We start from the raw sequence: 25,881 nt of genomic DNA, 5'->3' as shown, positions 1-25,881 counted from the left end.
CATGCTCAGCCCCGGCGTCCAGCTCGGCAACCGCTACCGTCTCGACGAGCGGATCGCCAGCGGCGGCATGGGCGACGTCTGGCGCGGCACCGACCAGGTGCTCGGCCGGACGGTCGCGGTGAAGAGCCTGCTCCCCGCGCTGCTCGACGACCCGGACTTCGGCGAGCGGTTCCGCGGCGAGGCGCGGACCATGGCCACCATCAACCACCCCGGCGTGGTGGACGTCTACGACTTCGGCAACGACCAGCAGATCGCGTTCCTGGTCATGGAGTACGTCGAGGGTGACGCCCTGTCGTCCACGCTGAGCAGGGTCGGCCGGCTCACCCCGGCCCGGACGATGGCACTTGTCGCGCAGGCCGCGGACGCGTTGCACGCCGCCCACGAAAAGGGCATCGTGCACCGCGACGTGAAGCCGGGCAACCTGCTGGTCCGACCGAACGGCACGCTGGTGCTGACCGACTTCGGCATCGCCCGCTCCGACATGGTCGGCCAGCTCACCGCCGCCGGTTCGGTGCTCGGCACCGCCTCGTACATCTCGCCGGAGCAGGCCACCGGCGGCGTCGCCACCCCGGCATCCGACGTGTACGCGCTCGGCGTGGTCGCCTACCAGTGCCTGGCCGGGCGGCGACCGTTCGAGGGCGACAACCCCCTCGACATCGCGATGCGACACGTCCGGGAGACGCCCCGGCCACTGCCTGCCGACATTCCCCCGCAGGTGCGCGCGCTGGTGGAACGGGCCTTGGCCAAGGACCCCGCCGCCCGCTGGCCGAGCGCCGCCGCCCTCGCCGGGGTCGCCCGTCAGCTCAAGGCCGCGCTCTCCCAGCAGGCCAGGGCCGGTGGCAACTCCAGGCCGGTCTCCGCGGCCCCGGCCTCACCCGCCGCGCCCGGCCGGGCCCAGGTCCCGCAGGCGCACCAGATGCGCCCGCCAACTGCCCGCCCGCAGGCCGTCGGGCCGAGGCCGACCGCGATGGTGCCGGCCCAGCAGCCGCGCCCCACCGCGATCGCGCCGGCCGTCCCGCCCGGTCGCCCGCCGGTCGCACCGACCGGGTACCCGCGAGGTGCCGCCGCGGTGCCGTCGGCGCCGCCTCGGCAGGACCACCCGCCGGCGTACGCCCGGCAGGCCGGCCCGGCGGTGCCGTCACCCGAGCCCCACCGGTCCCGGCCCGGAATGGTGCTTCTCGCCATCCTGCTGGCCATGCTGGTCCTGCTCTGCTCCGGCGTGATTTCCTACAACCTGCGGAAGCAGTCGCAGGCCGGTGAACCCGGCGGGCTGGCTCCGCGCACCGTGACGTCCGGCGCGCTGCGACTCGACGGGCGCGACGATCCGACCCGGACGTCGTACCGTCGGGAGATACGACTCCAGCCGGGCGACGGCGGGACGACGACGAGCGAAGGACGACAGACGCGATGACAGCGCAGGCCCGCCTGCTCGGTGGCAGGTACCAGGTCGGCGAGCTGCTCGGCTATGGCGGCATGGCCGAGGTGCACCGCGGTCGCGATCTCCGGCTCGGTCGGGACGTCGCGATCAAGATGCTCCGTACCGACCTGGCCCGAGACGCGACGTTCCAGATGCGATTTCGTCGGGAGGCGCAGAACGCCGCCTCGCTCAACCACCCGGCGATCGTGGCGGTCTACGACACCGGCGAGGAAACCGCGCCGACCGGCGAGACGCTGCCGTTCATCGTGATGGAGTTCGTCAACGGGCGGACCTTGAAGGAGGTTCTCGGCGCGGAGGGTCGGTTGCAGCCGCGCCGGGCGCTGGAGATCTGCGCCGACATGGCTGCGGCACTGGAGTTCAGTCACCGGCACGGCATCATCCACCGGGACATCAAGCCCGGCAACGTGATGCTCACCCAGACCGGCCAGGTCAAGGTGATGGACTTCGGCATCGCCCGCGCCCTGGCCAGCGGCGCGACCACCATGACGCAGACCAGCGCGGTGATCGGCACGGCGCAGTACCTCTCCCCGGAGCAGGCGCGCGGTGAGGCCGTCGACGCTCGCTCCGACGTGTACGCGGCCGGTTGCGTGCTCTTCGAGTTGGTCTGTGGGCACCCGCCGTTCGTCGGGGACAGCCCGGTCAGCGTCGCGTACCAGCACGTACGGGAGACGCCTCCGACGCCGAGCGACATCAACCCGGATGTCACCCCGGCCATCGACGCGATCGTGTTGAAGGCGTTGTCGAAGAACCCGCTCAACCGCTACCAGAGCGCCGGCGAGATGCGGGCCGACCTGCTCCGCGCCGCCGCCGGCCGGCCCGTGTTGGCCACCCCGGTGCTGCGCGAGGCGGAGACGGTGGCGATGGCCCCGGCCGGCGGGGGCGGCTATCCGGCTTCCGCCGGTGGGTCGCAGACCCGGCAGATCCCGGCCCGGGTGGGTGACCCGCGCCAGCGCAAGGCGTCCTCCTGGCTGATCGCGATGTTCAGCGCGGTCGGCGTGCTGGCGGTGATCGCCCTGGTCGCCGCGCTGCTCTGGAGCCAGCAGCAGGACAAGGACCTGAAGGCAGTGCCCGACCTCACCGGCAAGAGTCAGGTCGCCGCGGTCACCGAGATCACCAACGCTGGTTTCCGAGCGCAGGTGGGGGACCCGGTGCTGGACAACGATTGCACGAAGGGCGCCGTCGCGAAGCAGGATCCACTGCAGGGCACACGGTTGGAGCAGGCCAGCACGGTGACCGTCCAGATCTGCGACGGCAAGCCCGACGTGAAGATCCCCCCTGGCCTGGTCAACTCCCAGGTCGACAACGTCAAGCCCCAACTTGAGGCTCAGGGGTTGGTGGTCGACGAAAAGCTTGTGGACAACCCGGCCCAGAAGGGCATCGTGGTCAAGGTCAACCCTCCGTCGGGGACCACCGTTGCACAGGGCAGCAAGGTGACCCTTGAGGTCTCCCGGGGCAACGTCAACAAGGTGCCCAACGTGCTCAACTCCACGAAGGACGAGGCAGCCCAGGAACTTCGCGAGGCGGGTTACAAGGTTTCTTTCCGCGACGGTGATGAGGTGCCGGCCGACCGGGCCGGGCGGGTCCAGAAGCAGAGCCCGGAGCCGGGCACCGAACTGGCCAGGGACAGGACGGTGACCATCGAGATCGGCATCCCGGAGAAGGTCGTCGAGCCGACGGCCACGCCGACGGCCACGCCGACGGGCACGCCGACGACCACGCCGACCACTCCCGGCGGCGGGGGCGGCATCGGTCTGCCGTTCCCGCCCTCGCCGACTCGGCTTCCCCAGGATTAGGCCACACCCGGGCATCGGTGTGACCGACGCGGAAGCCTCCCGTGTCGGGCCGTTGAGGCGATGGCCTCGACGGCCCCGATGCCTCCGACGCGTGGCCATTCTGGGCAGTGTCGTGCTGCTGCTCGCCAGTCTTCCGTGGCTGTGGACGACGCTCGCCGCACGCGGCCACCTGTACGCCGAGGCCGATGCGCCGGCCGCCGACGTGGTGATCGTCCTCGGCACCGCCGTGGCCACTGATCGGCAGCGGCCGGGGGACCGGCTCGCCGGGCGCCTGGAGACCGCCGCCGAGTTGGTGACCAGCGGGCGGGCCAGGGTCGTCCTGGTGTCGGGCGACGGCGGTGGCACGTCGGGTGACGAGCCGGCGGTGATGACGTCGTACCTCAGTGAGCTCGGTGTCGACCCGCGTCGCGTGGTGGCTGACCCGTTCGGCCTGGACACCTACGACAGCTGCGCCCGGGCGCGCGAGGTGTACGGCGTCGAGCGGGCTCTGATCGTCACCCAGTCCTACCATCTGTCCCGGGCGGTGACGCTGTGCCGCCATCTCGGCCTCGACGTCGACGGAGTGACCGCCCGCTGCGACGGCTGCGGACACGTCCTGCTCGCCGAGAAGTCGGTCAGGGACTACTTCGCCAGTGGCAAGGCGGCATGGGATGCGGTCCGGGGCCGTGCGCCAGCGGTCCGCTCGCCCGCGGATCCGGCGATTGAGAACGCGCTGCGGGGCTGACCCGGGCAGCCGGTGTTCCGGGTCCGGTGACCGGGTGCCGGGCCCTGACGGGTCGGCCTCAGGTGGTGGCGAAGGCGGTTCGGCGACGGGCGTCGACCTCGGCGGCCAGCTCCGGGGCGCGCTCCAGCGCCTCCCGATGGCCGCAGTCGGCCAGCCAGTTGGCCAGCATCAGGTGACCGCCCTCGGTGAGCACCGACTCGGGGTGGAACTGCACGCCCTCGATGGGCAGCGTCCGGTGCCGCATCGCCATCACCACGCCGGAGCCGGTCCAGCCGGTGACCTCCAGCTCGTCGGGGAGCGTCTCGGGCAGCACGGCCAGCGAGTGGTACCGGGTGGCGGTGAACGGGTCGGGGAGGCCGGCGAGTACGCCAACAGAGTGGTGCCGTACCTCGGAGGTCTTGCCGTGCAGCAGCTCCGGGGCACGGGTCACGGTCGCTCCGAACGCCTCGCCGATCGCTTGGTGACCGAGGCAGACGCCGAAGATCGGCAGCTCGCCCGCGTACTCCCGGATGACGTCCAGGCAGATGCCGGCGCGGTCGGGGCTACCCGGCCCGGGTGAGAGCAGGATGCCGGCGGCGTCGACCTTGCCCACCTCGGCGACGTCGATCTCGTCGTTGCGCCGGACCTCGCAGTCCACGCCGAGCTGGCCGAGATACTGCACCAGGTTGAAGACGAACGAGTCGTAGTTGTCGATCACCAGGACGCGCATGGTCACCTGCTCGGGGAGGACGGCGCGGGGTTGTTCTGGTCGGTGTCGTACGGCAGTTCGTGCTCGTCGCCGGCCGGGGTGTCCCCGGTCACCGGGCTGCCGTCGCCCGATTCTGCGGGGACGCCGGATTCGACCTGCACGTCGTCGAAGGGCAGCAGGGGCTCGGCCCACGGGAAGGCGACATACCAGAGCAGGGCCACCGTGGCGGCCACGAGCAGCACCGAGCCGGCCAGCTTTCCGACCAGGCCGAATGGCAGCTTGCGCCAGATGAACGCGTACATCGGGTCAGCCTCCCAGCTCCGCCGGGCGGCCCGCCGACTTGGGCTGAGTGCGGTCCAGCTCGGCGTGGATGATCAGGCGCTGGTAGTTGTCGAACTTCGGGTTGCAGGTGGTCAGGGTGAGCATCCGCTTGGTCGGCTTCTTGTCCGGCTCGCCTGGCACCGGCGCCACCACTTCGACCTGGGTCGGCCTGACGATCCGTGACTGCGAAACCCGGTAGACGTACCAGTCGGTCTTGCTCTCGACCACGATCGCGTCGCCGTCGCTGAGCTCGTCCAGCCGCCAGAAGGTGGCCCGATTGCGGTGGCCGGCGACGGAGAAGTTGCCCACCTGGCCGGGCAGAGCGCTGGCCGGGTAGTGGCCCGGTGCGTAGCGGATGTCCTGCTGGGTGACGCCCTCGACGACGACCCAGTTCTTGTCGAGCTTGGGGATGTAGAGGCCCGCGAGCGGCTTGCCACGTACCGGCGGTGCGGGCTTGACGCTCGGCCCGGCCGCTGACGGGGCGACCGTCGGGTCGTCGGTCGGGCCCCATGCCTGAGCCAACTCGTTGTTGAGGTCGTTCTGGTGGGCGTCGACGATGGCCGACTTGCCCCAGACCTCGTAGCCGGCGAAGAGCAGCACCACCAGGCCGAAGGTGATCAGGACCTCGCCGGTGACGCGGACGCCGGTGCGCAGCCGGGAGCCGAACGACGGGCGGGTGAGCTCGGAGTAGACGCTCTTGTAGCCCTCGCCGGTCTGGTGGGGTCGGAGTTGAACCACCCGCTCGCCGCGTCGGGGCTGGGGGGGCTCGGCGGAGTTGTCGCCACCGGTCGGCTCGTCGGGGACCGACGTGCGGGGGACGGCACCCATCAGCGCCGTGGAGTCCATGGTCGGCGGCCGGGTGGTGGGTGCGGACACTGCCGGAATCAACGCGGTGGCGGCCGGGTCGGCGACGCGATCCGGCCCAGCGGGAGGAACACGGCCGGGGCCGGCGGGCGGGACACGGCCCGGCCCAGCGGTAGGTACACGGCCCGGGGCGGCCGGGGAGACCGGGGCGGCCGGGGAGCCGGTCGGGTGCGCGGGCCTGGCGGCAACCTGCGGAATGAACGCGGTCGGCGAGTCGGCAACCGACGGGGTTGAGGGGCCGGACTGGGCAGGCCGGCTCGGCGTGCCGGAGGTCGTCGGCCGGGTCGGCACCCCGCCGGGCGTACCCGGGCGGGTCGGGGTGGCACCCGGCGCGCTCCCGGGTGACGGCGGTCGGCTGGACGCGGCACCGGGCGCGGGGGGTCGGGTCGGGGCGTTGCCGGGGGCAGGGGGCCGAACCGGGCCCTGGGTGGGTGCGGCCGGCCGGCCGGGGGTGGCTGCGGGGGGAAGGCCGGACCCTCCTTGTGGGCCGAGCCCGGGCGCTGCGCTGCCCGGCCAGGGCGGCGGGGCTTCGACACCCGGCCGGGCCGGGGTGCCGCTCGGGTCGGGTCGGCCGGAGTTCGGCCGCGCCGGGTGCTCGGCCCGCGCCGGGTGCTCGGGTCGGGCGGGCAGCACCGGCTCGGGCCAGTTGCCGGCCGGGGCCGTCCGGCCAGGCGCCGGCTCGGGCCGGTCGACCTTGGGCAGGAAGGCGGTGGGCTCGTCGGCCTGGTCCCGGTGTCGTCCGTCGCGACGCTCGTCGGGCCCGCTCACTTGGGCACCGTCGCCGAGCGCAGGGCGGTGGAATCCTCGAATGCCGGAACTCGCACCGTGGAGGCCGTCTCCTTGTAGCCGAGCTGATAGTCGTCGACCGCGTCCTTGAACAACCGGACTCCCTCAGAGCTGGCGAGGGCCTGCTGGAGGGCAGCGGGATCGCCGATTGCTACGATCTTGAACGGTGGGGAGTACACCCGACCATGAAGCAGCAGGGTGTTACCGACGCAGCGTACCGCGCTGGTTGCGAGCACGCGGACGTTCATGATTGACATGGCCTCGGCTCCGCCGGTCCAGAGCGCGTTGACCACCGCCTGTACGTCCCCCTGATGCACCACGAGGTCGTCATTGCTGGCGTCCGACTGGGACTGGTCGAGTTGTGGCGCGTCGTTCAGCTCGACCGTGACCCCGGACCCGCTGAGGGCGGTGAACCCGGCGGCCTGGAGGCTGCCCTGGGCGCGATCCTGCTGCGCCTTGATCGGGGCGTCCGAGCCGGCCAGCGTGTTGGTCCGTTGCTCGACCTCGCCGCGCAGCGTGGCGGCACGGCGTTCGCTCGCCGCGACCTGTTCGCGCCGGTCCTCGATGAACTGGTTGAGCTGGGGCCGCCGGTCCTCGCGCAGAGCGGTGCCGTCGGCGGTGGTCGCGCTGGTGGTGAAGAGCAGCCCCGCCGCGGCGGCGATCAGGGGCACCCCGATCGACCAGCCTGGTCGGCGTTGACGCGGTCGCCGGGGCAGCAGCCCGGCGGCGGCCCGTCGGAGGACCTTCTGCCAGGAGGTTGCGCCGGATGTGTACTCCACCGAGCGTTCCTTCCGTGTGTCGAGGATCGGTCCGCCCCGGCTGGGCCGGTGATGCGAACAGTCCCGCCTTTTTCGGTCACTCCGTGCACCGGCCTGACCCCATTCGTGGTCCGGGCGGGTAATCGGGACTACGCTAGCTGTCGAACATTATTGGCCATGGACCGTCGCCCCCGCGCCCGGTTGTCAGGCCGGACGAGGTCGTCACCCCTCTGGAGAGCGTCGTGCCCAAGTCTCAGGTCCGCAAGAAGAAGGTGTACACCCCGCCGACGGACGTTCGTCCGACGACGGCGGCGTCGACGCGCAAGCCTAGCCCGGTGTGGTTGCCGATCACCGCGGTCGCCTTGATCGTCGCTGGCATCGGTTGGCTGGTGCTCTACTACCTGTCCGAGCAGCAGTATCCGGTCATGGCGTGGGGTTACTGGAACCTCGCGGTCGGCTTCGGCGCGATGGTCGCCTCGCTGGCGCTGCTTTCCCGCTGGCGCTGAGCTGGCTCGGCGCCAGCGCGTCGGCGGTTCAGCGTCACCCCACCGAGCCCCTGCCCGGCACGATCGGGTGGGGCCCCCTATGGTGTCCGCAGGCGGCGTGGCCTACTTGCGAGATGACTCACGTTACTGCTGGGTAACCTTCGCGTAGGCTGCAACGCATGACCGAGCGGAGCGAGGTCATCAGGCAGCAGACCGGGGAGGCCAACTCGATGGGCAGCGTCCAGATCGTCACCACGATCCTCGCGGCCGCCATCACCGCCGTGGCGGTGTGGCTTGCGGTGCGTGCGGTCCTGAAGATGGTGGCAGTCATCCGGCTCGGGCAGCCCGCGCCGGAGCGGTTCACCGACAAGGTCGCCCGCGCCAGGACCATGCTGGTGGAGACCGCCGGCCACACCCGGATGCTCAAGTGGGGCGTGGTGGGTGCCGCGCACTGGTTCGTGATGGTCGGCTTCGTCGTGCTGTCGCTGCTGGTGCTCGAGGCGTACTTCGAGGTGGTCACCCCGACCGGCGGGCTGCCGATCATCGGGCACTGGACGATCTTCGGGTTGGCCACCGAGGTCATCACCGTGCTGGGCCTGGTCGGCATCCTGGTGCTGATGGCGATCCGGCTGCGCAACCGGCCGACCCGGCTGGGTGGGCGGTCCCGGTTCACCGGCTCGACCATGTGGCAGGGCTACTTCGTCGAGTGGATCGTGCTGCTGGTCCTGATCTTCGGGTTGGTGATCCGCGGCTTCAAGGTCGCCACCGACCACTTCGAGTACCCGTTCTGGGCCACCCCGCTCAGCCACGCGGTCGGCGCGGTGCTGCCCGACTGGTCGGACGGGGCGAGCGTCGCCGCACTCATCAAGATCGTCATCTCGATGACCTGGCTCATCGTGATCTCGCTGAACGTCACCATGGGTGTCGCCTGGCACCGCTTCCTGGCGTTCCCCAACATCTTCTTCAAGCGCGAACCGGCCCGACCGGCCGGCTCCGGCCTCGGCGCGCTGCGTCCGATGACGAGTCAGGGCAAGCCGCTCGACTTCGAGGAGGCCGACCCGGAGAAGGACCAGTTCGGCGTCGCCCACGTCGAGCAGTTCAGCTGGAAGGGCCTACTGGACTTCAGCACCTGCACCGAGTGCGGTCGCTGCCAGTCGCAGTGCCCGGCCTGGAACACCGGTAAGCCGCTCTCGCCGAAGCTGCTCGTGCTGAGCCTGCGCGACCACGCGTACGCCAAGGCGCCCTACCTGCTGGCTGGTGGCGGCAAGGACCTGACCGGTGAGGAGAAGGCCACCCAGGCGCAGCTCGCACACCTGGACGTCCTGGCCCTCGCCGAGGCGGACAAGCCGTTGATCGGCACCGCCGAGGAGGGCGGTGTCATCGATCCGGACGTGCTCTGGTCGTGCACCACCTGCGGCGCCTGTGTCGAGCAGTGCCCGGTGGATATCGAGCACGTTGACCACATCGTCGACATGCGCCGCTACCAGGTGCTGATCGAGTCGAGCTTCCCCTCCGAGGCCGGCGTGATGCTGCGCAACCTGGAGAACAAGGGCAACCCGTGGGGCGCCCCGCAGAACACCCGGGAGGACTGGACCAAGGGTCTGGACTTCGAGGTGCCCCGGGTCGGCGAGGTGGACGACTTCGAGTATCTGTTCTGGGTCGGCTGTGCCGGTGCGTTCGAGGACCGGGCCAAGAAGACCACTCGCGCGGTGGCCACCCTGCTCAACGAGGCGGGCGTGAAGTTCGCGATCCTGGGTGAGGGCGAGACCTGCTCCGGTGACCCGGCGCGGCGGATCGGCAACGAGTTCGTCTTCCAGATGCTCGCCCAGCAGAACGTGGAGACGCTGAACGAGGCGTTCGAGGGCCGGGAGAAGGCCAAGCGCAAGATCGTCGCGACCTGCCCGCACTGCTTCAACACCCTGGGCAACGAGTACGGCCAGCTCGGCGGCGAGTTCGAGGTGGTCCATCACACCCAGCTGCTGGCCCACCTGGTCGCCACCGGCAAGCTCACCCCGGTGCAGCCGGTCGACGGTGGGGTCACCTACCACGACCCGTGCTACCTGGGCCGGCACAACCGGATCTTCGCGGCCCCCCGTGAGGTGCTGGGGGACGCCATCGAAGGCGAGCTCACCGAGATGCCGCGCAACAGCGAGCGCTCCTTCTGCTGCGGCGCCGGCGGTGCCCGGATGTGGATGGAAGAGAAGATCGGCAAGCGGATCAACGTGGACCGGGTCGAGGAGGCCATGGCCACCGGGGCGAAGACGGTCGCCGTCGGCTGCCCGTTCTGCTCGACGATGCTCAATGACGGGGTCAACGGCAAGGGTGCCGGCGAGCAGGTCGAGGTGATCGACGTGGCGAGCGTGCTGCTCCGTTCGGTCAAGCCGGAGCAGCCGCAGGGTGGCAAGGAGACCGCGCCGATCGCCGGCTGAGACGCGTACACCTGGATCTGAACATCGACGACGGCGGCCCCTGCGGGCCGCCGTCGTCGTGTAAGAATCTCGCCGAGGTGAGGCGACATCGACGGCTTACTCTTGACGACGCTGCTGCCCCTGGTCGGCTTCGTCGCGCTGACCGTGGGCAACGCGTTCTTCGTCGCGGCCGAGTTCGCCCTGGTCACGGTCGATCGCGCGGAGATCGACCGGCGGGCCGCCGCGGGCGACCAGGCCGCCCTGACGGTACGCACAGCGCTGCGCGAACTGTCCTTCCAACTCTCCGGGGCGCAGCTCGGCATCACCATCACGGCGCTGCTCACGGGCTACCTGGCCGAGCCGGCACTGGCCCGGCTCTTCGCCCCGCTGTTGCGTCCGCTGGTCGGGGACAGCACCGAGCGGTTCACCCCGTTCCTCGCCCTGGCCCTGGCCACGCTGATATCCATGCTCTTCGGTGAGTTGGTGCCGAAGAACGCGGCGCTGGCCCGGCCCATGCCGGCGGCGTTGGCCACGGCCGGCCCGATGCACACCTTCTCGCGGACGTTCGGCTGGGTGATCCGGGGATTGAACGGCTCGGCGAACCGGCTGGTCCGTGCGCTCGGCGTGGAGCCGCAGGAGGAGCTGGCCAGTGCCCGCTCGCCGGAGGAGTTGGGCCTGCTGGCGGCCATCTCGGCCCGGGCCGGCGCGCTGCCCACGGACACCGCGATGCTGCTGCGCCGCACCATCCGGTTCGGCGACAAGCGGGCCGCGGAGGCGATGACGCCCCGGGTGGACGTGGTCGCGCTGCGCGTCACGGCCACCGTGGCCGAGCTGCTCGAGGAGTCCCGGCGGACCGGGCGGACCCGCTTCCCGGTGTACGAGGAGACCCTGGACCTGGTCACCGGAGTGGCCGGTGTGCCCGACGCCCTGGGCGTGCCGCTGGCCGACCGGACGTCGACCATGGTCGGCGCGGTGGCCCGCGAGCCGGTGTACGTACCGGAGAGCCTGAACCTGAACGGTGTGCTGGCCGCGTTGAAGGCGGCCGGGGCCGACCTGGCCATCGTGGTCGACGAGTACGGCGGCACGGACGGTGTGGTGACCGTGGAGGACCTGGTCGAGGAGTTGGTCGGGGAGATCGCCGACGAGTTCGACCCGGCCAGCGTGGACGACAACCGTCCGGCCGAGCTGACCGTGCCCGGCGGTGAGCACACCGTGCTGGTCGACGGGGTGCTGCGCTCCGACGAGTTGGCCGAGCAGACCGGCTTCCGGCTGCCCGAGGGCCCGTACGAGACGTTGGCAGGGTTCCTGATGGCCCGGCTCGGGCACATCCCGCTGGCCGGCGAGACGGTCGAGGCGGGCGGTTGGGAATTCACCGTGGTGGAGGTGGAGCGGCACCGGATCGAGCAGGTCCGGGTGTTGCGCCCGGCGGAGCCGGACGACGATGACTGAGCTGCTGGTGACCGTGGTGCTGCTGCTCGGCAACGGGTTCTTCGTGGGCAGCGAGTTCGCGCTCATCGCGTCCCGCCGGACGGTGATCGAGCCGCTGGCCGCCGGATCGAAGCGTGCCCGGTGGGCGCTGTCGGCGATGAACCAGATCCCGTTGATGATCGCTGGCGCGCAGCTCGGCATCACGGTCTGCTCGTTGGGCCTGGGCGCGATCGCCGAGCCGGCGCTGGCTCACCTGCTGGAGCCACCGTTCCACGCGGCCGGTCTGCCCGAGCGGGCGGTGCACCCGGTGGCGTTCGTGCTGGCGTTGGGCGTGGTCGTCTTTCTGCACACGGTCGTCGGTGAGATGGTGCCGAAGAACATCACGCTGGCCGGTCCGGAGGTCTCCGCACTCTGGCTCGGCCCGGCGATGCTGGCGTTCTGTGTGGCCACCAAGCCGCTGCTGCTGGCGATGAAATGGGCGGCCCGCCGGGTGCTCGCGTTCTGGCGGATCGAGGCGTCCGAGGCGGTGAAGACGGTGTTCACCGCCGAGGAGTTGGCCGGGCTCGTCTCCCAGGCGCGTACCGAGGGTCTGCTGGATGAGGAGCAGCACGTACGGATCACCGGTGCGCTGGCCCTGCACACCCGCACGGCGGCGGATGCCCTGCAGCCGTGGTCGACGGTGGTGACGGTGGCCGAGGACGTCTCGCCGGCGTCGCTGGAGGTGTTGGCCACCCGGACCGGCCGGTCCCGGTTCCCGGTGGTGCAGAGGTCAACCCGTCGGGTGCTCGGCTTCGTGCATGTCAAGGACGTGCTCGGGTACGCCGGGCAGGGTCGCCGGTCACCGGTGCCGGCCCAGGTCTACCGGCCGCTGGCGGTGGTGCCGCCGGAGCGTACGTTGGCCGACCTGCTGCTGGCCATGCGCCGCGAGCGGCGGCACATGGTGCTGGTCAGCGACGGTCGGCGCCCTCTCGGCGTGGTCACACTCGATGACGTATTGACTGCAATCGTTGGGTGATGTGCCAATACCCTTGGTATGCAAGCGGTTGCACGACAGTGATGGTGTCGCCGCTCGCCTTGATTACCGCCCCGACCTTCCCTAATGTGAGGCACCGACCGCTGTGGGTCGTCTGCCTCGGCCTTCCCTCACGCGAGGCGCCCGGCGGTCGGTTGCAAAGGAGTCGATGCCGGTGGCAACCATGCCCCCTCATCGTCACGACCTGAAAGCGTCTGCTCGGTCGGGTGGCCTGCGTCGCGCCGCCCACCGTCTGCTCGTTCTGGTCGCCGCTGCGGCGGTCGGGGCCGGTCTGCTGGCCGCGCCGGCACACGCCGAGCCCACGGTCGACGAGATCGAAGCGCAGATCGACAAGAAGTGGGAGCAGTTGGAGCCCACCATCGAGCAGTACAACAAGGTTCGGGCGCAGCTGAAGGTCAACCGGAAGAAGTCGACGGAGCTGCAGAAGAAGATCGAGCCGCTTGCGCTGCAGAGCGAGTTGGCGCTCAACCGGGTCGGCGACCTCGCCTCCCGCTACTACATCTCGGGCCCGTCGCACGACATCGGCGCACTGCTGGTCAGCGCCAAGCCAGACACGCTGACCGAGCAGCTCACCGTCCTCGACCGGCTGGCCTCGCAGGAGCGCAAAGAGGTCGAGAGCGTGCTGGCCGTGCGGGCCAAGTACGACGGCGAGAAGCAGAAGCTGGACGCGCTGATCGTCACCCAGACCAAGCAGCAGAACGACCTGGCGGCCAAGAAGAAGCAGATCGACGCCGAGATCAAGCAGCTCGAGGCGTCGATGCCCAAGACCACGGTCGTGACCGCGGCCTGCCCGACCATCAACGGAGTGGTCAGTGCGGCTGCCCGTACCGCGATCAGGACCGCCTGCGGGAAGGTCGGCAAGCCGTACGTCTGGGGCGCCACCGGCCCGAACTCGTTCGACTGCTCGGGGCTGACCCAGTACGCCTACAAGGCCGCCGGGATCAGCCTCACCCACCACACCGGTGACCAGTGGAACGAGGGCAAGGCCATCTCGCGAGCCGACGCCCGCCCCGGTGACCTGGTCTTCTTCTTCGCCGGCCTGAGTCATGTCGGGCTGTATCTGGGCAACAGCCAGATGGTGCACGCCCCCCGGGCCGGTAAACCGGTGCAGGTGTCCAGCATCAACACGATGCCGGTCGCCGGGTTCCGCAGACCCGGCTGATCCCCACAGGCACGACGACGGCCCCCGGTCACCGACCGGGGGCCGTCGTGGTTCTCAGTGGAGCGCGTGGCGTCTCAGCGGGGCGCGCCCACCGGTGACGGCAGCAGCTGCACGTCTGCGAGGTCGACGTACATGATGCGGTGGCCGAACTGGATCTGCGCGTAACGGTTCTGGCCGCGGATCACCGTCCAGTCACCCGGCGAGGAGCCGTCGAACGTGCTGGCCCGGTAGTACTCGCCGGCCAGGACCGCGCCGACGGCGTACCGCTGCCCGGCGGACAGGGTGTACTGGAGTGGTGAGATCGCCTGGTAGGGCACCCCGGCCGGGTAGGCGGCCTGCTCCGGGTACGCCCGCCCGTACACCGGGATGGTGGCCCGTCCGGGCTTCGGGGTCGCCACCACGCCGACGGTCCAGCTGGCAGTCGGCGCGGACGCCGGGTTGTGAAACCAGGCCCGTTGACCGAGATACCAGATTGCCGTCCAGTCGCCCTGCCGGCCGGCGAGCGCGTACGTCTGACCGGCGGATGCCCGGGCGCCGTGATCGGACACCTCCATCGTGTTCGGGGTGCCGCCCGGGCGGAGCGCGATGTCGTTGACCAGCGGGGCGTCCGCGGACGGCGCGCTGCGCAGCACCACGGCCGAGGAGCCGCGTGGCGCGCACGGCACGCCGACGGTGACGCAGCCGATGAACGCCGGCTGGTTGGTGGCGTAGTCCGGGTCGATCCGGACCAGCCCGGTGGCCGGGGTGCCGGTGTCCAGCCGAGGGGCGTGCAGCAGGTTGAAGTAGTGCGTCCAGTCCCAGTACGGGCCCGGGTCCCAGTGCATCCCGCGCACGGTCGAGGCGACGGTGCCGGGCACGTTGTCGTGGCCGATGATGTGCTGGCGGTCCAGTGGGATGCCCAGCCGCAGTGCCAGGTGCCGGACCAGCTTCGCCGAGGTCCGGTACATCGCCTCGGTGTACCAGGTGCCCTGCGCGGCGAAGCCCTCGTGTTCCAGGCCGATCGACTTGGCGTTCACGTACCAGTTGCCGGCATGCCAGCCGACGTCCTTGGTCTTCACGTGCTGGGCGACGTGCCCGTCGACCGAGCGCAGCGAGTAGTGCCAGCTCACGTACGTCGGGTCCTGGACGAGCTGCAGGGTGGTCGCCCAGCTCGCCTCGGTGTCGTGGATGACGATGTACTCGATCTTCTGCCGCGCGGGCCGGTCGGAGAGGTCGTGGTTGCCGTAGTCGCCGTCGCCGAACGCCTCGTAGGGTGCCGGGATCCACTCGCAGGAGATGGTGCGGGGGCATTCCAGCCCGTCCGGGCGAGCCAGGCGGCGCAGGCCCAGCCGGTCCAACCAGGAACGCTGCGGTTGCACCGCGCGGGCCGGCAGTGTGATCCGCTGGCCGTCGTCGGTCACCCGGGTTTCGCCGGCACCAATGGTGGTGAAGACCTCGTCGGCGAAGGCCGCCGCGGCGTCAGCGCTGTCCGCGCCGGCGTAGCGGGCCACCGCGCCGTACCAGGCCGCCGGGTCGGTGTCGGCACCGACCGGCGCGCCCAACTCCCTCTGGTACGCCCCGAGCAGCGCGGCGCCGCCCCGGATGTTGACGCCCGCATCGGTGCGCAGTGCCTCGGGGGCGGCGCCGGTCAGCGCGGCGGCGGCGTCCATGGTCTGCAACGCGGCGGCGGGCGGCGCGGGATCCTCGGCCGGTCGGGGGGCGAGCAGTCTCGCGGAGCGGGAGTCGTCGCCGCGTGGGTCCTCGGTGCCGGCGTCGTGGTGGCCGCGCCCGGGTAGGGCGGCCACGTGCCGGGCGTCGGTGAGGTGCATCGGGCCGTAGCCGCCGCTGGTGCTCGGTGTGCCGGCGTTGCTGTCCCAGCGGGACTCCAGATAGGAGACGGCGAGCAGCACGACGGTCGGCACACCGTACTCGGTCGCCGCCGCGGCGTACTGCTGCTGGCGGTCGGCGGTGGGCGCGGCGGCGGCCGGGCCGGAGGGTAGCGGAACCGCGGTCGCGGCTGCGACCACGGCGGCGGCGAGCAGTGCGCGCCGGCCGGTCGACAGGGTTGAATGGCGCATCGAACCCCCTAGATGTTGCGGGTGAAGGTGAGGTCACCTTCGCGCCGCCCGGGAGTCTGCGTCAATACCTTTCCATGTATCGAGGTGTTAGGAAAAAAATCTTCACACACGGTCGGTGAACCTTTCGGATCGGTACGGAGTGTCACGGCCGCACGGGTTGCGGATCGGTAACAGCCGTCTCTACTCTGGTCATTTGTCGGCCCGATAGCAGGTCCGCCCAGCCCGGGCGGTAACGGACCGACACCGCCGAGTCGCTTCCGAGCGAACCGGGGACCCAGGTTTTCCCGGGGTGAATCCGCAGCCATTGCGGTAGGGCGCCAACTTCCCGCCCGAACCCGTCAGCTAACCCGGTAGGCGGTCAGGAAGAAGGAGTACGGAACCCGGTGGCACTCCATGCCCCGCGGCCGTCGTCCGAGCGGTCGGCGTCAGCCGGCCCGACGTCGATCGTGCCGCGCCCACGCTGGTCCCGCTTCACCACGGCCCTCGCCGCACTGGCCGGCGTCGCCGTCGTCCTGACCGGCAGCGCCACGGCGGCCCACGCGGACCCGTCCGTCGCCGAGATTGAGCGCCAGATCGACGCCGACTGGAACAAGCTCGAACCGATCATCGAACGCCACAACGCCACCCGAACCGACCTGGCTGCCAAGCGCAAGCAGGCCGACGCGCTGGCCGCCCGGATCGCCCCGCTGGAGCGGGAGGTCGACGCGGCGATGGACAAGGTCAGCGCCCTCGCCGTCCGTGCCTACAAGGGCGAGAACGTCTCCACCGTCAACGCGATGTTGGGCAGCCGGTCACCCACCGAGGTGGTCGGCCAGTTGGAGATGCTCGACCGGTTCGCGCACAACCAGCAGCAGGACGTGCGGCAGGTCGCGGACCTGCGCGACGAGCTGGCCCAGCAGAAGGCGCCGCTGGACGAGATGGTGGCCCAGCTGACCCGCACCGAAGCGCAGTTGGCGGCGAAGAAGAAGCAGATCAACGAGGAGATCGACCGGCTGCAGAAGCTGCGCCTCAAGGTGTATGGCAACGGTGGCGGCGGTTCGCTGCGCCCGGCGCCCTGCCCTGGCAGCTACCCCGGCGGCGCCGCGGGCACGGCCGTCAAGTTCGCCTGCGCCCAGATCGGCAAGCCCTACGTCTGGGGTGCCGAGGGCCCGAACTCGTACGACTGCTCCGGGCTGATGCTGGCCGCCTGGGCCAAGGCTGGCGTGTCGCTGCCGCACAACGCCGCCGCGCAGAGCCGCGTCACCAAGGACGTCAGCAAGGCCAACCTGCGCCCCGGCGACCTGGTCTTCTACTACAGCGACATCCACCACGTGGGCATGTACGTCGGCGGTGGCTGGGTGGTGCACGCCTCGCAGGCTGGTCAACCGGTCAAGATGAAGAAGGTCGACGACGGCCCGATCCACAGCTACGGCCGCCCAGGCTGACCCACTCCTCACGAATGAGGGCCCGTCGCGATCCGTTCGCGGCGGGCCCTCGTCGTGCGTACAGGGATCAGCGGGTGGGCCAGGCGCGCCAGCTCTGCCAGGCGCGGCTCGGCGTCGGCCCACGTTGGCCCTGGTAGCGCGAACCGTAGACCGCCGAGCCGTACGGGTGCTCGGCCGGCGAGGAGAGCCGGAAGATGCAGAGCTGGCCGATCTTCATGCCCGGCCAGAGGGTGATCGGCAGGTTCGCCACATTGGAGAGCTCCAGCGTCACGTGACCGGAGAAACCCGGGTCGATGAAGCCGGCGGTGGAGTGCGTGAGCAGCCCGAGCCGGCCCAGTGAGCTCTTCCCTTCCAGCCGGCCGGCGAGCTGGTCGCCCAGCGAGATGACCTCCAGCGTCGAGGCGAGCACGAACTCCCCCGGGTGCAGCACGAACGGCTCGCCGTCGGGCACCTCGACCGCCGATGTCAGGTCGTCCTGCTGCATCGCCGGATCGATGTGGGTGTAAAGGTGGTTGTTGAAGACCCGGAACAGCCGGTCGAGTCTCACGTCGATGCTGGACGGTTGGACCAGGGTGGGCTCGAACGGCTCCAGGCCCAGCGTGCCGGCCTTGATCTCGGAGACCAGGTCGCGGTCAGAGAGCAGCATCGGACCACCATAGCGAGGTAGGCGGTGACCAGCGTGTCGAGGTCGCTCTTCGTACATTTGTTCGATAGAATGTCCGCATGGCTTCCTGGTCCGAATTCGCCGCCGACGAGCCCCGACTCGCCGACGGGATCCGCGTTCTCCTTCAGCAGTACGGGCCGGGCTTCGGCTATCTGGCCACGGTCCGCGCCGACGGCGGACCCCGGGTCCACCCGGTCTCCCCGGTCATCACCGACGAGGGCCTCTTCTGCTTCATCATCGACTCTCCGAAGCGCCGTGACCTCGAACGGGACGGCCGTTACGCGCTGCACTCGTTCCCCCCGGAGGAGAGCGACGACGAGGCGTACGTGGCGGGGCGGGCCCATCCGGTGACCGATCCGACACGGGTGGCCCGGCTGGCGCAGGGCGCCCGTGCGGAGCCGCAGGTCGACTGGCGGCTGTTCGAGTTCACCGTCGACGTGGCGATGCTGACCCGCCGCGAGCAGCACACCGCGGGCATTCCGGGTCTCGCGCCGGGTCGGCCGGCCGTTCGGGTCTGGCTCGACCCGCACGCCCCGTCGGCGGCGGCCGCGCCGCTCGTCGTACCGCAGGCGCGCCCGACCCGTCTCAACCGCGACGTCCAGTACACGGCCGCCTGACCACGGCCGGGTCCGGAGGCAGAGACGACGGTGCCGGCTCCGTCACGACGGAGCCGGCACCGGGTGTACGCGGAAGATTCACGCCGCGCGGTACGCGTTCCACGCGGTCAGCATGCGGGTCGCCTGCCCCGGGGTGAACTGGTACATGCACGAGTCGTAGGTGTAGTCCATGAAGTTGGTGATCGGGTCCAGCCCCGCCGCCGAGCAGGTGTTGCGCCCCGTCGGGCACTGGTACGCGGGCGACGCCTCGGCCGGGGTGTCACTGACGCTGTCACCCGAGCCACCGCAGCCACCCTGGAAGGTGTGGTACAGGTTCAGCCAGTGCCCCACCTCGTGGGTGCCGGTGTCGCCCTGGTTGTAGTTGGTCGCGGTGCCGCCCGGCAGGGACTCGCTCAGCGCGACCACGCCGTCCATGCTGCTCAGGTTCCGCTGCGGGAAGGTTGCCCAGCCCAGCAGGTCGTTGCTCAGCTCACCGAGGTAGATGTTGAGGGTGTTCTTGCCGCCCACCCGCAGCGAGGACTTCATCGACCGCTCCGCCGACGAGCCCTGCACGATCGGGTACCACGACGGGTTCGTCACCCGGTTGATCTTGTCGAGCCGGAAGGCGAACGCGGTGACCGCGCCGCCGGTGGCACCTGCGTACGCCTGGTTGAGCACACTGATCTGTGAGGTGATCAGCGAGTCCGGGATGTTGCCGCCGGCCCGGGTGCTGTTCTCCTGGATCACGTGCACCACGACCGGGATGGTGACGGTGGCCAGCGCCGTCGCGCCGGCACCCGTGCGGAAGGTGGCGCGCTCGCGCAGCGCCGCCGCCAGGTCGGCTTCCCGCTGGCGGACCTGTGTGGCGGTCAGCTCGTTCGGGTCGTGCTTGGCCGCGGCACCGGGCTTCGCCCGGGCGTTGGCGTGGCTGTCGGCCGGCTCCACGCAGGCGCCGCCGGGCGCCGCCGAGAAGGCCGAAGCAGCCGGAACGACGCCCACCGCAGCGGTGCTGAGCAGCAGCGCGAGGGTCGTCGACGCGACACCGGCAGCACGCCGGGTCAGCAGGTTGGGACGGAGTCCCATGGGCCCACCTCTTTCTGGCGGCGTGGCAGGGGGTGTGTCACGCCGTGGCTGGAAACGTGAGGCAGACGTTACAACTCATCGATGTATTTGAGAACGGCTATGAGTTGCCGTCGGGAAACTTCTTTCCCCGGGACAAGGTTGGGCCGGCAGGGCGGCCGTCGCGCGGGGGTGCCTGGGTGCACGGGCTCGGTGACTCGGGTACAGTGGTGCCGCTTGCGGGTGTAGTTCAATGGCAGAACATCAGCTTCCCAAGCTGACAGTGCGGGTTCGATTCCCGTCACCCGCTCCAACGTGAGGCCCCAGCTCAGGACATGTTTCCTGGCTGGGGCCTCATTCGTTGCCGTCACTTCTTACGCTTACCGTGCCCGCTACGTGCCCGATCCTGACTCTTCTTGATCTGCGAGCTGAGCGCGTCGGCGATCTGCTCGTCCTGCTCGCGGGCGGTGTGCTGGTAGATCATCGCGGCACGAGTAGAGGCGTGACCCATCCGCGCCATCAGGTCGGCGAGACTCGCGCCGGTCCGGGAGGCGAGGGTGTTACCGGTGTGCCGCAGGTCGTGGAAGTGGAAGCCAGGCAGGCCAGCCGCCGCGACGGACGCCCGCCAATTGCAGGTGCGCTGGAAGTTGGAGCGACGCAGGGTCGCTCCGGTTGCGCCAGTGAAGACGAGCGCGTCCTGGTCGTCGTTCACGAAGGCGTCCAGGTGGGCGAGCACATCGCGACGGATCGCTGCAGGGATGGTGACAGTGCGCATGCCGGCATCGGTCTTGGGCGGGCCAAAAGTCAGGGTGCCGTCCTGGCGCTCGACCAAAGTCGCGCGGACCGTCAGGGTCCGACAGCGCGGGTCGAAGTCGCGACGACGCAGGGCCGCAAGCTCTCCGTAGCGGAGGCTGGCGAAGGCGGCCAGCAAGATGAGGACGCGAAGGCGTCGGGGCACGATGTCGGCGAGCTGGAAGACCTGGGCGACGGTGGCGGTAGGTCGCTCGGTAGGCCGTTCGATGCCCGCGCCCTGGATGCGGCAGGGGTTACGCCGGATGAGTTCGTCGTCAACGGCGGTGTTCAGTGCGGCGCGAAGAAGGCGGTACGCCTTGGCCGTCATGGTGGCGCTCACTCCGTCGGCGAGGAGGTCAGCACGCCAGGCCCGGATGGCACCGGGCGTCAGGTCGGTGAGAAGGTCGTCGCCGAGGCTCGGCGCGATGTATTTCCGGTGCAGCCACCGGTAGAGGTCGAGGGTCCGAGGACGCAGACCCGGGCGGTGGTCGATCCACTCGGTCAAGTAGTCGCTGAGGGCAATACGGCCAAGGTCCGGGTTGCGCCAGGTGCCCCGGATCATGTCTGCCTCGATCGCGGTGAGCCAGCGGTTAGCGTCGGTCTCGGAGGCGAAGGTGCGGGGTGCGGGCCGGTCGATGCCGTCCGAGCCTTGGTAACGAGCCTGGTACCGGCCGGAAGGCAACTTGCGAACACGGCCGAAACGGCGCTTGCTAGCCATAGACGTGTTCTCCCTTCCGGTAGTGCAGGACAGGCCGGATAGCGTCAATGCAGCCTTGACGGATGTACTCGGCAATGTCGTCGGGGTGGAACCGGACGTACTTGCCGACCTTGTAGAAGCGGATACGGCGCTCAGCGACGATGCGGCGCACGAAGCGGACTCCGGTACCGAGGCGTTGCGCGGCTTGCTCGACGGTGAGCATGTCGACGTCGCAGGGTTCGTTCAGGGCGGTGATCCTCTCGTGATTGCGAACGGGGTCTTGCAGGTCAGGCAGCAGCGGCCATCTCCTCTCGTGCGACCTCGCGTCTTTCGCGGGCCATGGCGGCGGCCGTGTTGGCGAGCAGTGCGTCTCCGGTGGTGCGCCAACCGGACCCGGCGTAGGTGAGGAGTCCGACGATGAGCGTCGTCTCTTCCTCGGTGTGGTCGGCGTATTCGTGGCCGGTTTCGGTGCGTCGCCAGATGACGCGGGCGTTGCGCAGGATGCGGAAGGTGGTGGAGTAGCGGCGGCTTTTGGTGAGGAAGTGGCCGCCGAAGCCGAGCATGTGTGCCCAGCGTCGGAGGTGCTGCCAGTCGCGGTTGCTGCCGAGGGTCCAGCAGGCGTCGATGAGCCGTTCTGGGTGGCTGCCTTGGTGGTTGGCGTAGAGGTCGATGACCTCGCCGTCGAGGCGTCGGGACACGTGCCCGGTGGCCTCGGTGCTCTTGGTGGCGTACTTCGCGAGATACCCGGCGACTTTGCCGTCGGTGATCTCCCCGTCAGCGGCGATGGGGCGCACGTCGACCTGCTCGCCCCAAGCGATATGCCAGCCTGCCGAGGCTGCCGGGTGAGGGCGGGTGGTGAAGGCGACCGTGGTGGCGGCGTGTTCGACGGCGGCGACCAGGTCGTCAACGCCGAAGGCTGCCGGGGGTGGGATGACGGCCTCGGGGTCGTAGGGGTGGATGCCGTCGAGGCGGATGATGGCGTGGTAGTGCACGACGGCGCGACGTTGCATCTCGGCGACCTTGCCGAACGACGGCTTGGCCGGTGGCACTCGACGCAGACGGCCGGAGGTGGTGACCTGCTCCACCCAGGGCAGGCCGAGGTGCCGGGCGCGGGTGCGTAGGTGTCGGGTGATGGCGATGGTGGTGCGGCGCCACAACTCCGGCGCGGAGTGGTTCCACACGACCTGGGCGTCGTAGTCGTAGCAGTCCAGACACAACGGTTGACCCGGCCGAGGATCAGTCTCCTCGTGACGTGCCCAGCAGACCGACGGCTGCCCGTGTTCACAGGGACGGGCGGTGGGGTCGGTGGCCCGGCGGGGGTGGCAGGGTTCAGCCCGGCAGTCGCAGCGGCGACGGTTACCGCAGGTGTGCCGCTTCACGATGCGGGTGTGCACGGTGCCGAACGACGGGGCGGTGAAGGTGACGAACACCGCTGGATGCCCGGCAACCGAGGCGGGGATGCCCTTGCCGCCGGCGAGACCGGCGCGCAGGAGCTGGTAGGCGTCGCGTTGGTAGGTCCGGGCACAGGAGGGGCAGACGGCGTGACGGCGGTTGCCACACGGCTTGTAGATCTCCCCGTCCGGCATGTCCTCGGTCCGAGCGGCGGACAGGAGTTGGCCGGTGGCCCGGTCGACGGTGGCGACCTCGCCCGAGAGTCGGATCGGGTGTGAGCAGCCCGCGGCTGCCTTGACGTGATCGAGCCAGTCGAAGACGTTCGGGTCGGTGGCCCGGTGAAACGCGGACTCATCCCGACCAACGAAGCCGGTCAACGAGGCGGGCCGGAGCCCCGGACCAGCAGTGCTGCACTGGTCCGGGACAACGGTCATCACATCAGCGGCCACGGGTGCGGGCCGCCTTCATCGGGAGGTGCTGAACGGGGCCGCTGGCGAACGGGTTGGGTCCGTCGAAAATCCGGCCGAGCAGGGAAGCCACGGGTGCGGGCAGGTCGGCCCGGTGGTGCTCCCACAGGTAGATGTCGCGGATGAGTTGGTAGGTCTTCGGCAGTTCCACACCGTCACGAGCGGCGAGGATCTTCAAGCGGCCGATGAGTTGGACGGGTTCCCAGCCTCGGACAAGGCGGGGTTGACGCCATCGGTAGCCGGTGGGGGTTGGGGTGGTGGTCATCAGGCCACCGCACGCAGGCCGGTGGTCAGCGGGATGGCGGTTTCGGTGATGCTGTCGAGGCTGGTCAGGTAGGACCGGGACAGCGGGCCGTCGGTGAGTGCCCTGAGGTGGATGACGGGGGCGAACGCGGCAGGGCAGCCGTCGATGCCGGTGCGCACGATCAGGTCGTCGTCGATGCGCAGGATGGTCGTGGCGAGGCTGCCCGGGTAGTGGCAGACGGTGACGCCGTGTGCGGTGAGGGGTTGGTAGGTGGCCTGTGCGGCGATGGCACGGGCCTTGTCGAGAGGGTTGGGGGTGGCGTCGGGGTCGGCGAGGATGATCCGGACCTGGACGCCCTGGTTGGTCTTGTCGACCAGGAGTCGGGCGAGGTGGGGGATGAGGTCCGGTAGGCCCGGGTCGCCCATGATGGTGATGCGCCGCTGTGCTTCGGCGAACAGCCGGGGCCACAGGTCGGCGGGGACGGCGGCACGTCCGGGCCACATGGCCAGGAGTTCGTCAGTGCCGGAGATCTTGGAGGCGCGGCGGCCGTGGATGGTGGGCCACAGGTAGGTGACGTCCACGTCGAGTAGCCGCGCTGCCTGGTAGGCGATACGCGGATGCGGAGTGCGGGTCCGGCTGCTGATCCACCGTTCGACGGTCTTCGGATCGACACCGAGCTTGCCGGCGAAGTCCGCAGGGGACTCACCGAGGGAGAGCAGTAGCTCTCGGAGCCGTTCGTTGCAGGGACTGGTAGCGGTGCGGGTGTGGGAGTGGACGGTAGGGCCGTAGTCAGCGGGTGACAGGTGCGAGCGAGAGCCCGCAGGCGAGTCGCACGACGCCTCGACAGGGGTCGACGCCACCGACCAGTGCCCATGGGTGGAGGGCACGGAAGGAGCGTCCGTCTGAAGACCCGAGACGCGACACGCAGGGTTTTGGGTACGCTGAACAGGCATCGTGTGGTCCTTTCGCAGGGGAACCGATGCACCGGCCTCGACGGGCTGCAACCCGTCGGGGCCATTCTTGTTGGGTTGTACCAACAACATCCTGTCTAGCAGCCCAATACCGCTCGGGTCAATAGGTTGTTAGCCTGTTGGTACAACGGACCCGAGGAAGGCACATGATGTTGAACCCGGCCGATAGTCGGCCGCTCTACCAGCAGCTCGCGGCGCTAATCAGGGAACAGATCAACGGCGGGGCACTGGCTCCGGGCGACCGTGTTCCCACCGAAGCCGATCTTTCCGAGCGCTACGACACCAGCCGGAACACTGTCCGGCTTGCCTTGGACGTACTTCGCAACGAAGGTCTGATCACGTCGCAGCAGGGGCGAGGCAGCTTCGTAAGGTCAGAACCGCCGATGCGTTACTACGCATCGCTGACGGGCTCGCGTCAGCGGCGCTTGGAGGCCGAGCGGAAGCGCGACACGTTCGGTCAGCAGATCGAGGCGCAGGGCAAGCGGCCAAAGCAGGTGAGCACCGTCGAGACGGTCGCTGCGAACGCCGAGATTGCCGCTCACCTCGCGTTGCAACCCGGCGACCTCGTGGCCCTACGGCGGCGCGTGCAGTATGCCGACGACGAACCTTTGCAGCTCGGCGACAGCTACTACCCACTGACGATCGTGCAGGGCAGCAAGATCATGGATCCAGCCGACGTTGCCGAAGGAACCGATCAGGTGCTGGAAGACCTGGGTCACACACCGACTCGTTACCAGGACGAGATCACTTGGCGCATGCCCACCGCCGAGGAGGCCACGGCTCTGCACTTGGGGCCAGCGACGCCCGTTGGTCGACTGCTGCGCACGACGCTTGACCAGAACGATCTGCCTGTCGAGGTGTATCAGGTGATTTTGCCTGGAGACCGACACGTCTTGCTCTATGAGGTGGAAGCCTGATGGATCTCACGCCCGTAACACTGACCGGGTCGATCATTCGACTTGAGCCGCTTGGACTGCACCACGCGGCTGGACTACTCAAGGCGGCTGCGTACGACGAGATCTGGTCGTATCTCGACGAGCCCACGCCGCAGCGGATCGAGGACGCCGAAGCCTTGATCCGGGATGCCGAGAACGAGCAGGCCAACGGTGCCCGACTGCCCTTCGCCACAATCGACGTCAGCACGGGCGAGGTCATCGGAAGCATCAGTCTGATCGACATTCGCCAGCGTGACCGAGCCGTCGAGGTCGGATGGGCTTGGCTGACGCCAGGTAGTTGGCGGACTGGCGCGTCACGCGAGTCCGTTTTCATGCTCATGCACCACGCTTTCGAGACCATGGGCACCATCCGCGTCGCCTACAAAACCGACAGCCGCAACGTCCGGTCCCAGAACTCGATCCTTGGCATCGGTGCCAAGCAGGAAGGAATCTTCCGCAGTCACCGCATCCTTAGCGACGGCTACGTACGGGACTCGATCTACTACAGCGTCATCGAAGCGGAGTGGCCTACCGTCCGCGACCGCTATCAAGCGAGAGAGGCAGCGGGCCGACTGCCGGCCGATCGGTGAGAACTTTCTATACGTCTTCAAGGCGGCCCGAGACGGGCCGCACGCGCCGCCGCCAGGGCGCGCGGCCTGCACTCCGCTGCCGCTCCGCTCCGGCCACGCAGAACG

At 69.8% G+C, this 25,881-nt stretch carries 24 protein-coding genes, 1 tRNA gene and 1 riboswitch; of the genes, 13 read left to right on the top strand and 12 right to left on the bottom strand.

Translation table 11 applies throughout. The features are described from left to right. The first annotated feature begins 1 nt into the window (after position 1). The 3 genes from ABZT18_RS25790 (at position 2) to ABZT18_RS25780 (ending at position 3,955) form a co-directional block, all read left to right on the top strand. Positions 2-1,411: a protein kinase gene (locus ABZT18_RS25790; protein WP_354992925.1), complete on the top strand. Its 1,410-nt coding sequence runs from the start codon at positions 2-4 to the stop codon at positions 1,409-1,411. Then, positions 1,408-3,231 carry a Stk1 family PASTA domain-containing Ser/Thr kinase gene (pknB, locus tag ABZT18_RS25785; protein ID WP_354992924.1) on the top strand — a complete coding sequence of 608 codons (1,824 nt, stop codon included), beginning with the start codon at positions 1,408-1,410 and terminating at the stop codon, positions 3,229-3,231. The genes ABZT18_RS25790 and pknB overlap by 4 nt, the downstream gene beginning before the upstream one ends. A 91-nt stretch (positions 3,232-3,322) precedes the next feature. Then, complete coding sequence (locus tag ABZT18_RS25780; protein ID WP_354992923.1) at positions 3,323-3,955, top strand: ElyC/SanA/YdcF family protein; 633 nt, start codon at positions 3,323-3,325, stop codon at positions 3,953-3,955. 58 nt (positions 3,956-4,013) lie between these two features. On the opposite strand, the gene ABZT18_RS25775 is transcribed toward ABZT18_RS25780, so the two are convergent. From ABZT18_RS25775 to ABZT18_RS25760, 4 genes are read right to left on the bottom strand one after another with little or no spacing between them, the layout of a single operon-like run. Beyond that, on the bottom strand, positions 4,014-4,664 hold the full coding sequence (locus ABZT18_RS25775) for an aminodeoxychorismate/anthranilate synthase component II (protein WP_354992922.1): 651 nt from the start codon (positions 4,662-4,664) through the stop codon (positions 4,014-4,016). 2 nt (positions 4,665-4,666) lie between these two features. After that, positions 4,667-4,945 carry a hypothetical protein gene (locus tag ABZT18_RS25770; RefSeq protein WP_354992921.1) on the bottom strand — a complete coding sequence of 93 codons (279 nt, stop codon included), beginning with the start codon at positions 4,943-4,945 and terminating at the stop codon, positions 4,667-4,669. Between the two features lie 4 nt (positions 4,946-4,949). Next, a complete protein-coding gene (locus ABZT18_RS25765; RefSeq protein ID WP_354992920.1) occupies positions 4,950-6,596 on the bottom strand; it encodes a class E sortase in 1,647 nt (548 codons plus the stop codon). Next, positions 6,593-7,393, bottom strand: a complete 801-nt coding sequence (locus ABZT18_RS25760; RefSeq protein ID WP_354992919.1) for a DUF881 domain-containing protein — start codon at positions 7,391-7,393, stop codon at positions 6,593-6,595. Before ABZT18_RS25760 ends, ABZT18_RS25765 begins: the two co-directional genes overlap by 4 nt. Positions 7,394-7,614: 221 nt before the next feature. Here ABZT18_RS25760 and ABZT18_RS25755 point away from each other — a divergent pair, with 221 nt between their 5' ends. The 5 genes from ABZT18_RS25755 (at position 7,615) to ABZT18_RS25735 (ending at position 13,888) form a co-directional block, all read left to right on the top strand. Then, positions 7,615-7,878 carry a cell division protein CrgA gene (locus tag ABZT18_RS25755; RefSeq protein ID WP_354992918.1) on the top strand — a complete coding sequence of 88 codons (264 nt, stop codon included), beginning with the start codon at positions 7,615-7,617 and terminating at the stop codon, positions 7,876-7,878. 209 nt (positions 7,879-8,087) lie between these two features. Continuing rightward, the gene (locus tag ABZT18_RS25750; protein WP_354993130.1) at positions 8,088-10,286 is read left to right on the top strand and encodes a (Fe-S)-binding protein; all 2,199 of its coding nucleotides are present in this window, start codon (positions 8,088-8,090) and stop codon (positions 10,284-10,286) included. 102 nt (positions 10,287-10,388) lie between these two features. Further along, a complete protein-coding gene (locus tag ABZT18_RS25745; protein WP_354992917.1) occupies positions 10,389-11,714 on the top strand; it encodes a hemolysin family protein in 1,326 nt (441 codons plus the stop codon). After that, the gene (locus ABZT18_RS25740) at positions 11,707-12,708 is read left to right on the top strand and encodes a hemolysin family protein (protein WP_354992916.1); all 1,002 of its coding nucleotides are present in this window, start codon (positions 11,707-11,709) and stop codon (positions 12,706-12,708) included. The genes ABZT18_RS25745 and ABZT18_RS25740 overlap by 8 nt, the downstream gene beginning before the upstream one ends. Positions 12,709-12,874: 166 nt before the next feature. After that, complete coding sequence (locus tag ABZT18_RS25735) at positions 12,875-13,888, top strand: NlpC/P60 family protein (protein ID WP_354992915.1); 1,014 nt, start codon at positions 12,875-12,877, stop codon at positions 13,886-13,888. Between the two features lie 74 nt (positions 13,889-13,962). Here ABZT18_RS25735 and ABZT18_RS25730 read toward each other — a convergent pair whose 3' ends face one another. Further along, positions 13,963-15,945 (bottom strand): peptidoglycan recognition family protein, encoded by a 1,983-nt coding sequence (locus ABZT18_RS25730; protein WP_354992914.1) that lies wholly within the window; start codon positions 15,943-15,945, stop codon positions 13,963-13,965. 234 nt (positions 15,946-16,179) lie between these two features. After that, positions 16,180-16,316, top strand: a riboswitch (cyclic di-AMP (ydaO/yuaA leader). A 12-nt stretch (positions 16,317-16,328) separates the two neighbouring features. Here ABZT18_RS25730 and ABZT18_RS25725 point away from each other — a divergent pair. Next, on the top strand, positions 16,329-17,369 hold the full coding sequence (locus tag ABZT18_RS25725; protein WP_354992913.1) for an NlpC/P60 family protein: 1,041 nt from the start codon (positions 16,329-16,331) through the stop codon (positions 17,367-17,369). 67 nt (positions 17,370-17,436) lie between these two features. Here the strand turns inward: ABZT18_RS25725 and dcd are convergent, their stop codons facing one another. Continuing rightward, the gene (gene dcd, locus ABZT18_RS25720) at positions 17,437-18,015 is read right to left on the bottom strand and encodes a dCTP deaminase (protein WP_354992912.1); all 579 of its coding nucleotides are present in this window, start codon (positions 18,013-18,015) and stop codon (positions 17,437-17,439) included. Between the two features lie 77 nt (positions 18,016-18,092). Here dcd and ABZT18_RS25715 point away from each other — a divergent pair, with 77 nt between their 5' ends. Beyond that, on the top strand, positions 18,093-18,650 hold the full coding sequence (locus tag ABZT18_RS25715) for a pyridoxamine 5'-phosphate oxidase family protein (protein WP_354992911.1): 558 nt from the start codon (positions 18,093-18,095) through the stop codon (positions 18,648-18,650). 78 nt (positions 18,651-18,728) lie between these two features. Here ABZT18_RS25715 and ABZT18_RS25710 read toward each other — a convergent pair whose 3' ends face one another. Next, the gene (locus tag ABZT18_RS25710) at positions 18,729-19,712 is read right to left on the bottom strand and encodes a zinc metalloprotease (RefSeq protein WP_354992910.1); all 984 of its coding nucleotides are present in this window, start codon (positions 19,710-19,712) and stop codon (positions 18,729-18,731) included. Between the two features lie 215 nt (positions 19,713-19,927). On the opposite strand from ABZT18_RS25710, the gene ABZT18_RS25705 reads away from it, so the two are divergent. Then, a tRNA-Gly gene (locus ABZT18_RS25705) sits at positions 19,928-20,001 on the top strand. Between the two features lie 54 nt (positions 20,002-20,055). On the opposite strand, the gene ABZT18_RS25700 is transcribed toward ABZT18_RS25705, so the two are convergent. The 5 genes from ABZT18_RS25700 to ABZT18_RS25680 form a co-directional block, all read right to left on the bottom strand. After that, positions 20,056-21,198, bottom strand: a complete 1,143-nt coding sequence (locus ABZT18_RS25700; RefSeq protein ID WP_355252639.1) for a tyrosine-type recombinase/integrase — start codon at positions 21,196-21,198, stop codon at positions 20,056-20,058. Further along, positions 21,191-21,400 (bottom strand): helix-turn-helix domain-containing protein, encoded by a 210-nt coding sequence (locus tag ABZT18_RS25695; protein WP_355252636.1) that lies wholly within the window; start codon positions 21,398-21,400, stop codon positions 21,191-21,193. Before ABZT18_RS25695 ends, ABZT18_RS25700 begins: the two co-directional genes overlap by 8 nt. Positions 21,401-21,464: 64 nt before the next feature. After that, positions 21,465-23,018: a replication initiator gene (locus ABZT18_RS25690; RefSeq protein ID WP_355252633.1), complete on the bottom strand. Its 1,554-nt coding sequence runs from the start codon at positions 23,016-23,018 to the stop codon at positions 21,465-21,467. Next, positions 23,008-23,301 carry a hypothetical protein gene (locus ABZT18_RS25685; RefSeq protein WP_355252630.1) on the bottom strand — a complete coding sequence of 98 codons (294 nt, stop codon included), beginning with the start codon at positions 23,299-23,301 and terminating at the stop codon, positions 23,008-23,010. The genes ABZT18_RS25690 and ABZT18_RS25685 overlap by 11 nt, the downstream gene beginning before the upstream one ends. Then, positions 23,301-24,167 (bottom strand): helix-turn-helix domain-containing protein, encoded by an 867-nt coding sequence (locus ABZT18_RS25680; RefSeq protein ID WP_355252627.1) that lies wholly within the window; start codon positions 24,165-24,167, stop codon positions 23,301-23,303. Before ABZT18_RS25680 ends, ABZT18_RS25685 begins: the two co-directional genes overlap by 1 nt. Positions 24,168-24,397: 230 nt before the next feature. Here ABZT18_RS25680 and ABZT18_RS25675 point away from each other — a divergent pair, with 230 nt between their 5' ends. Continuing rightward, the gene (locus tag ABZT18_RS25675) at positions 24,398-25,168 is read left to right on the top strand and encodes a GntR family transcriptional regulator (RefSeq protein ID WP_355252624.1); all 771 of its coding nucleotides are present in this window, start codon (positions 24,398-24,400) and stop codon (positions 25,166-25,168) included. Beyond that, positions 25,168-25,776, top strand: coding sequence for a GNAT family protein (locus ABZT18_RS25670; RefSeq protein WP_355252621.1), 609 nt, complete (start codon positions 25,168-25,170; stop codon positions 25,774-25,776). The genes ABZT18_RS25675 and ABZT18_RS25670 overlap by 1 nt, the downstream gene beginning before the upstream one ends. Positions 25,777-25,881: the final 105 nt, after the last annotated feature.

This window comes from Micromonospora sp. NPDC005291, assembly GCF_040607415.1.
In the GTDB taxonomy this organism is placed as follows: Bacteria; Actinomycetota; Actinomycetes; order Mycobacteriales; family Micromonosporaceae; genus Micromonospora.
Note: the sequence above shows the minus strand (reverse complement) of the source record. Positions and strands in the feature narration are given on the sequence as shown.